Origin of the sequence: Vibrio sp. SBT000027 (genome assembly GCF_963894355.1) — a bacterium.
GTDB lineage: Bacteria > Pseudomonadota > Gammaproteobacteria > Enterobacterales > Vibrionaceae > Vibrio > Vibrio splendidus.
In genome coordinates this window covers 1292141-1302626 of sequence record NZ_CAWQGD010000001.1, presented here as the reverse complement: position 1 = coordinate 1302626, position 10486 = coordinate 1292141, and the positions used below count along the sequence as shown (strand labels likewise).

Sequence of the window (10486 nt, the reverse complement as noted above, 5' to 3'; positions counted from 1 at the left end):
TAAACCAACAAGTAGATAGGGCAGCGTAAAGTTGCCCTCATTAAAGCCATGTAGAGTCATTGATGCATGGCTTTTTTATTTGTTTTGTTTCGCTAAATAAACTTGAGAACAGATAAAAATGTCCTTAATTATTAGAAGAGTTAGTTAGAAAGGAGGGACGACATGTATCGTTATGTCAGTTCACCGCAAGCGTCGAAGTACATCGTGCCACCACCTCAACATCGTGAGTTGTCGAGTGTGGATGTGCCTGAGTCCGAATTAGAGATGCGAGAAATATTGAATAATTGGTTTGCTGATGGTTTAGCACCCATTATTGAAAGTGAAGATGACTACATCTCTGCGAGCGATCACGTTCGATTTGAAAAGCTCAGCGGCACCGTTGGGATGCTGTTGAGAAACAAAGATTATTATTTTGCGGCCAAACGGATTTTATCTGTGTGGGAACAAGATTGCCTTGAAACCACTTACATCAATTATCTCATTTTACGCAGTGAGCGAGTCACTTCTTTAAGGTAAGTGAATGCTGTGGCACTTCTCATTAGCCATTAGCCATTAGCGACTTACGGTTCGTGAGCTTACGATCTTTTTGTTTTTCTACCGAATTAGGTAAACAAAACAGGCAAACAAAAAGGGAAAGCTTTGAGGCTCACCCTTAAGGTTCTTTTTACTTAACGTTGTTGCTCTCAATTAACGATACTTTTGTCTAACGTTATTGTTCTTTCCTGTCGTTATTACTTGTCAGTAGGGTTGAGACTTACACCCAACCATCAAATTTGAGTCGTTTTTGAATTCTCTCGACTGCTTCTTTCTGCATTTGTCTAACACGCTCATTAGAAACATTCACATCTTGCATTTGTCCCACCTCAGACAGTGTTTTCACCTTGTTATCAAAGAAACCAAAACGGTGAATGAGAACCTTCTGTAATTTGGGTGGCAGTGTGTTTATGATTTGCTCTAGAGCTTGGGTAAAAGACTGATCTTCACAATCTTTTTGCGGGTCAGGGATATACTCACTTTCACACTGTTCAAGTACTATCGGTGCGTGGCTGATACCAACCGTTGTTGTCACGTCAATAAACCCGCTAAGCGCCACGAGTTGGTCGACACGTTTTGCCTTTACGCCAGAGCTGTCTGACAACTCTGAAATAGAAATCTCTTTACTCATTTTTTTACTTACATCGAGCTTCTTGGACGCGAGGCTATTTATTTCTTTGCATACGTGGGCGGGCAACCGGACAGTACGACCTTTGTTCATCAATGCTGCTTCAATATTCTCTCGAATCCACCATACGGCGTAAGTCGAAAAGCGATAACCGGGTTCGGGGTCGTATTTATCGATTGCTTTGATTAAGCCGATGTTACCTTCCTCGATCAGGTCGAGCAGCGTGAAGTTGTTGCCTTTACGTTTTAGGTAACTCTTTGCGATTTTTACAACAAGTCGCAGGTTTGATTCGATCATGATGTCACGTGCTTGCTTGTCACCAGCGCGATTCAATTTTGCGTAATACACCTCATCTTCACGCGACAGCAGATCAATCCCCACAATATCCTTTAGATAGTGAGCATAAGGTTCTGCAGTGGTAGAAAATGATTCTTTAATGGGTGTGTCATCCGTGAGCCCCTGAAACGCAGCAAAACTGTCATTGTTCATTTCCTTGTCCTTTTTTAGCCGACTGAACGTTTTATTTTTTCACTTTATTATTATGCCACCAAGTGATTAACGCTTGGTTTCATTAGAGTGTAGATAACAGTTTCTTCTTTACCAATAAATAAAATGCAATTTCGTATGTTTTTGTCACAAAAAGAACTACAAATATTTAACTAAGTTGCATCTCATTGAGAGGGACGTTATCGCAGATAAAACATGAACATGCAGGGTTTATAAAGCACGTGTTATGCATCGTTATATGTAGATAAGTGAGGTGAATTTATAGGTGTGTTTGGACTATGTAATTGACAGGGGATAATGAGGAGAAAATGGCAAGAGTCGAGGTTCCATGTTTCCAAAGTACCTCTGCTCTTTAACCCGTACAGCTGACATTGTTTGCTGCGTAAAACTATAAAAACTATTAGTGAAGACTAAAAGCTATTACTGAAGACTGAAAGTGATTACTAAAAGCTCATTGAATTGACTAATAAGTGCTGAGCACCTCATTGATTTGTTTGTTGATGATCTTCATTTCGCTGTAGATAACAGAAAGATCATCATCTTGAGGTGCAAGCTTATTAAGTGTGTTTTGCTCGACTCTTTCTAAGGCCACGGTGGCGGTTTCTTCGCCGAAGCTGGCTAATATGCCTTTTAATGTATGCACGGTAAAATGAAGTTTGCCCCAATCCTGTTGCTGTACCAGTTCTTGTATCTCTTCTAATGAATTGCCATGGTCTTCTTGATACACAGACAACACAGCAAAAATCACTTCTCTGTCATTATCTAAGTAGGCATTTAGGGCATCAAAATCTAGCATATAGACTCCTGTCGGCTGTATGTTGAAAATGGGCTGGGCGGCTTAGTAGAAAAACCAGATCTTAATGAATCACTGAGCCATTGGCTCCATCTTGGTGGAAGCTCTAGCTGTGCGAGCTGTTTCAAGTATTCGTGTCTAAGGTTTTCTTCTATATGAGCTTTATGGACGGCATATATATAGTCAAGTTTCGCCGCAATTGAATATGGGTAATTGTGAATGTAGTCCTTTAGTTCTTGGATGGAATCGGAATTTTCGATATTTACACAAGTAGAAGGGTCTACATCTTGTGATTCGAGTTGATGGTTTATTGTCTCCCCTCGAGCTTTTAAGCACTCTGCAACTAAGTGGTACAGGGAGTACTCGCCAAAGTGAGTTAAAAGAGGCAGCAATTGAAGCAATAAGTGAGTGGGTTGGTTGTAAAAGTTATTTGCTAACAGTGTCGAGGCTCGAATCACTTTCTTGTGAGCAACTTGAGGGCTGTTCTCAATGAGTAAAATATTACTTTGAAATAGGGCAAGGCTGGCCAGAACTTGTTGCTGTTGTTTTACCGGAAGTTTGAGGTTTACCAACTCTGTGAATTGATTAGCATGTTCCAGTAGAATACGTTTGTACTTTAATTGTGTCTCACGTTGGTAGGTCGCCTTTAGTGAACTGAAGTGAGCGCTAATGGAATGAATAATATCAATGTCGGCAGACGATATATGCGTCGCGTACATCTCACCAAGCTTGATAAGCATCAGGGTGTTGTCGACGTTTTCTGCCAAGTCGATTGCTCTTATCGCACGGTGACTGATGCTAGGTGTCATTTCAAACGCTCTTATGGCCAGTTTAAGTGCGGGCAGTAACATATTATGTTTTTCATAAATGCAGCTTAAACAATCAATAACGTTTAATGACAACGGCTGAGCAATCAGGTAATTGTGGAGCTTTTCTATGGCTAGGTTCGGTTTACCCAAGCTGTCTAGAATTAATGCCTCTGCGACTAATTTGGTCGGGTGCATTTTCGTGTTCGAGTTGTTGATTGTGCTTGAAAGCAAATCCCATTCTTTGCCTCCAATTAAGTGTTCAATCAACGTCGCTTCAAACTGAACGCTATTGCCATTAGGGGAGATCGCTAACGCTTGTGTCAATCGTTCCAGATTAGTGATCGGATATAAGTCATTCAGCTGTGTGAGTTTCTTCGAAACGGACACAGCACTTTGAATCTTCTTGCCTAAAGATTGAGTATTGATCGGTTTAGAAACAAAGTGATGTGCTTCGCCAGAAAGGGCTGTCAATACGGTTTCCTGACGCATATCCCCAGAAACAAGAATTGTGGCGACTGTATGATCGATGAGCCTGTTTCGATAGAGGATCCCCAAAAGCTCAAACCCCGTGAAGGATTGCTCTAAGTGGTAGTCAATGAGGAGTACATGAAATGAGTGCGTCTCGACCGCCTTGATGGCTTGTCGATAATCGGTCGCAATAAAGATGCAATCATGTGAAATGCCCAAGCTCGAGAGTTGCTGCTTAATAAGTATTGTTGCGCTCTTAGAGTCGTCGACAATCAAAACCCGCAGGTCTGTTGGTAAGGTCAAATCCATTTTCCTCAATACCAAATGTTATGTTTAATTTAGGTGTCAGGTTGCACATTGTCAAGGTGCCTACATCACATACAAACACTCAATAAACTATTGGTAATTAAAGAGTATTCGATAACATTTATGAAAGCCTTCAAACGCATGCTACGTTTACCTTATTTTTGTGGGGTTATCCGTGTTTTAGAAATAAAAAAGAGGTAAGCCGATAAGCTTACCTCTCTGTTTTCTTACTCGATTTTTTATCCGAAATGTAGCCTTTTTGGAAGCTTTACTAACTAAAAAACTAGCGCTAATCACGCATGTTAAAAATCAATACTGCCGCTAGAGCCAAGAACGCCGTCATCATTAAGAACACATCATTGTAAGCCATAATGGCAGCGTCACGTTGCATGGTGCCAAGTAAACTTGCTTGAGCTTGTTGCATCGCCGTTGCGGCATCACTTCCTGACTGAATGAAAAATGCTTGTTGTTGCTGAAGCGTCTGCCAACCAAGTTGACTTACTGAAGGTAGCGACTCCTTGATGTGAGCCAGATGCTCACGGGTTTTGTTATCCAATAGCGTAGCGATAATCGCGATGCTGAAAGCGCCCCCTAAGTTTCGCATCACGTTGGTTAACGTTGATGCGTCTGGCGTGTCCATTTTGCTGATGTTCTTCATCGCAACCAAAGACAGCGGAACCATAATAAATGGGCTACCGATAGCACGCAGAACCATAGAAAAAATCAGCTGCTGGCCACCAAAATCGATTGTCATGTGCGTATTCACGTAACAACTGAAACCGAACATTGCGAAGCCAAAGGTCACCAAGTACTTAGGCTTAATTATCTGTGTTAGCTTGGGTACAATTGGGAATATCAGAAGTTGTGGGAAACCCATCCACATTAGCACTTCACCAATTTCCATCGCGTTATATTGCTGAATTTGAGTGAGATACATCGGCAGAACATAGATAGAGCCAAGCAACGCCATCCCCAAAATCAAATAGGCGATACAAGACATAGCAAACTGCCCATCCCGCAATAGCCGCAGGTTAACCAATGGCTTTTTGTGTTGAAGTTCGTTTATCACGAAGTAAACCAAACTCACCGCCGACACGATACTCAAGCCAATAATAAAGCTCGAACTGAACCACTCTTCACGGTTACCTTCTTCTAGTACCACTTCCAAGCAACCTAGCCCTAACGCCATAGTGGCGATACCAAACCAGTCCGCTTTTTTCAGTGTGCCAAGGTCTAGCTTTTCATCATCCAAACCATATCGGATCATGGTGATCACAAGCAAAGCAGGCGGAATATTGATATAGAAAATATAGTGCCATGAAAAGTTCTCCGTCAGCCAACCACCAAATGTTGGGCCGATCGATGGAGCAAAGGTCGCGGTTACGCCAAACAGTGCCATACCCACAGCACGTTTGTTAACAGGTAATAACTGAATCACTAACGAGAAAGCAAGCGGGATTAAAGCACCACCACTGAAGCCTTGCATCGCGCGGAATACAATCATCGAGGTCATATTCCAAGAAAACGAACACAACAAAGATGAAATGGTGAAGATGGCCGTTGTCCACGTGATATAACGGCGTTTACCGAGCGCTTTAGAAAGCCAACCACTGAGTGGGATAGCGATCATCTCTGCGACTAGGTAAGACGTAGAGATCCACGAGCTTTCATCCAAGGTGGCAGACAGCGCACCTTGAATATCTTTAAGAGACGAGTTGGTGATCTGAATATCCAAGATCGCCATAAACGCGCCGATTAAGCCGCCAAATAGGGCGATCCAATGGCGTCTCGAAACCTCGTCATCATCATTTGTTTGGGTGACAACACCAGTGTTACTCATGGTCTAGCCTCGTTTATCGATGGTCGCTACCACAGACAAACCAGGAAGCAGTCTACCTTTCAACTCTTGCTGATCTGGAATCGTAATTTTCACCGGTACACGCTGAACGATTTTAGTGAAGTTACCGGTCGCGTTTTCTGGTGGTAGGAGCGCAAACTTGGCGCCAGTTGCAGGGGAGAAACTGTCTACCACGCCTTCAAGTGGCTGACCCGGAAAGGCATCCAATTCGACTTCTACGGTTTGGCCTTTGTGAATGCCGCTTAGCTGTGTTTCTTTGAAGTTAGCTTCAATCCACACTTGGTTGTTTGGTACCAAGCTCATAAGTGGCGCGCCTGCTTGAATCAGCAATCCTTCACGGACGCTACGTTTACCAATCACGCCATCCGCTGGCGCGTAAACTTTGGTGTAATCAAGGTTAAGTTGTGCTTGATCTCTTTGTGCTTGAGCTTCAGTCACGGATGCGTTTGCTTGTTCGATTTCACTCGCAATCACGATTAGCTGATCATTACTTGCGACGAGGTTTGCTTTTGCTTCTTCAAGTTCTGCTTGGGTGACTTTTTGTTGTGCGACCATGCTGTCGACTTCATCTTGCGAAGCATAGTTACGCTTTAATAAGCTACGAGAACGCACGACTTGTTGGATTGCACGCTCGTATTCAGCTTGTGCGGAATCAACACGGCTCTCGGCTTGATTTATTTGGCTACGTTGTAACGTTTGTTGAGCGATAAGGTTGTGTACGCTTGATTGAACGACGCTTAAATGCGCATTCGCCTGAGCAAGTGCAGATTGGTAATCACGATCATCGATTTGAACCAACAAGTCACCTTGTTTAACCGATTGGTTATCACTCACGTAAGACTTAACAATATAACCCGACACCTTCGGGCTTATATTAGTGATGTCGCCTTGTAGGTAGGCATTGTCGGTAGATTCAAAGTATTGGCCATAGCCGTACCAATATCCGGCACCAGCAAGACCTAATGACAGCATGATCGCAGTAGCAATAAGCGGGGCTTTTTTACGTTTTTTTGTGCTTACTGGTTGCGAAGCGTTGTTGTTCTCTGTCATTTTTTATTTCTCATTTTGTTTTTATTTAGATGTAACGAATTGTAAATGAATTCGATTGATTGATAAGATAGGAAAAAAGGGAAACACTGTTGCAATAATCTTACTAATAGGGCTTTGGGAGAAGTACGATGGACTTAAATGCTGTGACTGTTTTTACACAAGTTGTTGATTGTGGGAGTTTCACGCACGCAGCTGAAGCATTGAACATGACCAAGTCGACCGTCAGCCGAAAGCTTGACGAGCTCGAGCAGCACCTAGGTGTGAGGTTGATCACTCGTTCGACACGAAGTTTAGTTTTAACGCCAGAGGGTGAGAGCTTTTATCAGTCGAGCATGCAGATGCAAGAGATCATGAACCAAGCTGAGTTAGAGGTTTCTGCCAATCAGGATTTGATCCGAGGGCAGTTGAATGTTGTGTTGCCTGTCGAATTGGGACATCAAGTATTAGCCACATACATCCACAGTTTCCTAAAAGAGCACCCAAACGTGACTTTGAACTTAGAACTGTCGAATCGAGAAGTTGACATCATTGCAGAGGGGATCGATCTTTACGCGCAAATTGGTGAGTTGGTGGATTCGAGCTTGGTTTCTCGCTACCTCACAACATCGAAGCGTGTATTGGTAGCCAGCCCTGAGTATTTAGAGCAGTTCGATGAAATCTCTTCGCCCAATGATCTTGAACCGCCATTCAGAATGATTGAGGTGGTGAACAAGGCGGCACGTCTACCCAAGTGGCATTTGCAATTAGAAGGCGGAGAGTCGATTTTGATCGATCTGCCGTGTCAGTTACGGGTGAATACCATCACGGCATGCCTAACAGCTTGTGTGGATGGGCTCGGCTTGGCGGTGCTTCCTGAATTCATTTGTCGGGAACACTTCAAGACAGGTAAGCTGATTCGTTTGTTACCTGAATATGAGATGCCAGAAGTTTCAGTAAGCCTAGTGTATGCAGACAGGCAGTTGATGCCGAAACGTAAAAAGGTCTTTATCGACTATCTACTGACTGCCTTTCAAAATAGGAAGCACAAGTAACGGGCTGAACATTAGCGGGTAAATAAGTGCTTAGGCTTCCTATTAATCGCTTTTGCCTAAAGCGTATCGAAGCTAATGATAAGTTGACTGCCAATCGACGACTTGTCCATTCGCCAATATAGCTTTGACCGACAGGGCCGCAATATCAATTTTATCGTGACGAAAGGCCTTGTTGGAGAAGTTGGCTATGATCTTACTCCCGTCACTGAACTCGGTTTGTTGAACATCGCCGTTCTTATCTAACCAGTCGAAATCGGCCAACTGTTTATCCCATAACTGTTCGTGCATCGGTTCAAAGCCATCTTGATAGTGTTTCAATGCTTTGATTCTCGTGCTTGAACTTGATAAAGCTTCATCTCTGGTCAAGTGAACCATCGGTGGTGTGTTGTACAGCATGGCGGTTAAGTCACGTTCTGCTTGTACATTAGTGAACTTAAGGCTGTCTGAGTGCCAATGGTGCGTATTGATTACTTCATCATGGAAAACGGCTTGGTATAACGGAATTCGGTATTGAGGCGAAAACAGTAGCGACTTGTAGGGCTCTTTAACGTCGGCGGGTTTAAAGAAGAAGTCAGGCTTGTGGTCTGGGTACCAACGACCTAAGTAATAGGGAGATCGGCGATTCTCTTTCATGTCTTTATCTGTCCAGCCAAAACCAACCGTTTCTAAGCCGTGCGCAAACGCGATGCCTTTTGTTGTTAGGCTGTTGCCGTCTTCAGAGCCTAATACTAACGATGGTTGCTCGCTTAGCCACTGCATTCGGTTGTTGAAGGCAGAAAGCATATCCGATTCGTTTGTATCGCCATTGCCATTGCCATTGCCATTGCCATTACCATTGCTGTTGCTATGACTCTTGCTATGACTGTCTATAGAGCCGCTGTAATCCTCACGTGCCATGGCGGTTGCATCAACATCTAAGAACAAGCTGTTGAAGTTGCCGAATTTCATAATGTCTTGAGCGCGCTGCTTTACGTAATCTAAATGGCAATTCGGATTAAGATAGAATCCGTTACCTCGAAACCCTTTTTTTAGGCTGCCATTCGCTAGTTCAATGGCACAACTCTCACGCATCAGCTCTGGTAATTGAGCGGTTAGCCAGTTGTCATTAAGCTTCGCAGGAATGGCTGTGTTGTAGGAATCGTAAGTACCGACCAGATATCCGGACTGTTTTGCCAGACCCACAGCGTTAGGTTGATAGAATGCTGGCATCCAATTATCAAATCCGAGCCACAGTTTGTTTAAACCTGCCTTATTTAGATTAGCGACCATGTCTGAAGACAATGCTTGCCCCCATGTCTCTGACGAGTTTATGTAAGGGGAAGCGTGCTCTAGCAACCAGTTCTTCTTATCCTGTGCTGCTTTGTATTGCGCTTTGATCGTGTTGTTTTCGAGTGTCGCAGTACCGACTGGAAATAACACCTGCAACGACTGGCTAATAGAGTCCAACAATAATTGTTTGTGGTACTGACTGAACCAATCTTTGCCCTTGGAGAGTGATAAAAGCTCTCTTTTTGCTTCCTTGGAAACGTTGAGTTTAGAGCCCTTTAGATACCAAGCTTTCAATCCCCACCAGTTACTCACATCTTGGACGCTTAATGGATCTTTACCAAACAAATAAACGTGGCTCGCGCCGATCAACTTACTCACATCTGGATTGCGCTTTTGCTTTGCTACAAGTGTTTCAGACTGGTCATTATTGATGCGCCAATCTCGGTATTGTTTGGCACCATCTAACCACGAGTCTCCGAGGGTGATACGAACAATAAAAGCTTGTGACTGATTGAGCATCGTAAATTGGTGTGATGCCTTCATATCAATTTTGGTTTTTGAATGAGATGAGCTATCAGAGGATGCATCTGAAAAGAGCAGTTGATTTTTGGTTGCATTAATCATCTGATAGCTAATGAAGTGGTCGTTCTGTTGTGCTGTCCAAAAAGGCATCTTTAGGTCTTGAGTGGTGTTGCTTCCAGAATGGTTGTCGACTAGATAACTACCCCAAAGCTTGTTATCTGTAGGTACACGCATACCTTCGCTAAAAGGAAGAAATAGGATCTGAGTTTGTTGTTCTGCAAGATCAAACCACGCCAACTCTACGGGCTGGTTACGTTTCACCTGTATATTGGAAGGGAAGCTGAACTGAAAAGTGAGTTGATCTTGATTTAGTTCTGCCTCAATGTTTATCCCACTAGGTACTAAAGTCCAAGTCGCGGTCTTTGCTGAGTTAGTTTTATCGGAAAGACCAATGACTAGATTCGTCACTTTCTGTGGTTGGCTATCAACGGTGAGAGCGCCGCTGTTAACGCTTAAGCCGTTCCAATCTATCTCTAAAGTATTCGATGAAATAGAGACTGTATTGTTGGTAGTGGTGTTAGTGCTGACGCCGCTATTACTGGTTAGCGTTATTTGGCTCGCTTGTGCGTTGGATGAAAACAGACAAGCTGTTGTTAAAGCTACAATGGCACAAGTAGAAAGATTGAGTGGGTGACGTACACTGAGCATATC

General features: G+C 43.3%; 8 protein-coding genes. 2 read left to right on the top strand and 6 right to left on the bottom strand.

Annotation, left to right across the window (positions count from 1 at the left end; all coding sequences use genetic code 11):
- Positions 1-162: 162 nt before the first annotated feature.
- Complete coding sequence (locus AACU28_RS05585; protein WP_017079131.1) at positions 163-516, top strand: hypothetical protein; 354 nt, start codon at positions 163-165, stop codon at positions 514-516.
- Positions 517-754: 238 nt separating this feature from the next.
- Here the strand turns inward: AACU28_RS05585 and AACU28_RS05580 are convergent, their stop codons facing one another.
- From AACU28_RS05580 to AACU28_RS05560, 5 genes are all read right to left on the bottom strand, one after another.
- Complete coding sequence (locus AACU28_RS05580) at positions 755-1651, bottom strand: sigma-70 family RNA polymerase sigma factor (protein ID WP_017087197.1); 897 nt, start codon at positions 1649-1651, stop codon at positions 755-757.
- 481 nt (positions 1652-2132) lie between these two features.
- Positions 2133-2465, bottom strand: coding sequence for an Hpt domain-containing protein (locus tag AACU28_RS05575; protein ID WP_121602533.1), 333 nt, complete (start codon positions 2463-2465; stop codon positions 2133-2135).
- Positions 2459-4048: a response regulator gene (locus tag AACU28_RS05570; RefSeq protein WP_102455438.1), complete on the bottom strand. Its 1590-nt coding sequence runs from the start codon at positions 4046-4048 to the stop codon at positions 2459-2461. The genes AACU28_RS05575 and AACU28_RS05570 overlap by 7 nt, the downstream gene beginning before the upstream one ends.
- Before the next feature lie 286 nt (positions 4049-4334).
- Positions 4335-5885 (bottom strand): DHA2 family efflux MFS transporter permease subunit, encoded by a 1551-nt coding sequence (locus tag AACU28_RS05565; protein ID WP_121602532.1) that lies wholly within the window; start codon positions 5883-5885, stop codon positions 4335-4337.
- A 3-nt stretch (positions 5886-5888) separates the two neighbouring features.
- A complete protein-coding gene (locus tag AACU28_RS05560; protein WP_065675397.1) occupies positions 5889-6953 on the bottom strand; it encodes an HlyD family secretion protein in 1065 nt (354 codons plus the stop codon).
- 128 nt (positions 6954-7081) lie between these two features.
- Between AACU28_RS05560 and AACU28_RS05555 the strand changes: the two genes are divergently transcribed.
- On the top strand, positions 7082-7984 hold the full coding sequence (locus tag AACU28_RS05555) for a LysR family transcriptional regulator (protein ID WP_121602531.1): 903 nt from the start codon (positions 7082-7084) through the stop codon (positions 7982-7984).
- A 72-nt stretch (positions 7985-8056) separates the two neighbouring features.
- Here the strand turns inward: AACU28_RS05555 and AACU28_RS05550 are convergent, their stop codons facing one another.
- Positions 8057-10483 carry a glycoside hydrolase gene (locus tag AACU28_RS05550; RefSeq protein ID WP_121602530.1) on the bottom strand — a complete coding sequence of 809 codons (2427 nt, stop codon included), beginning with the start codon at positions 10481-10483 and terminating at the stop codon, positions 8057-8059.
- Between the last annotated feature and the right edge of the window lie 3 nt (positions 10484-10486).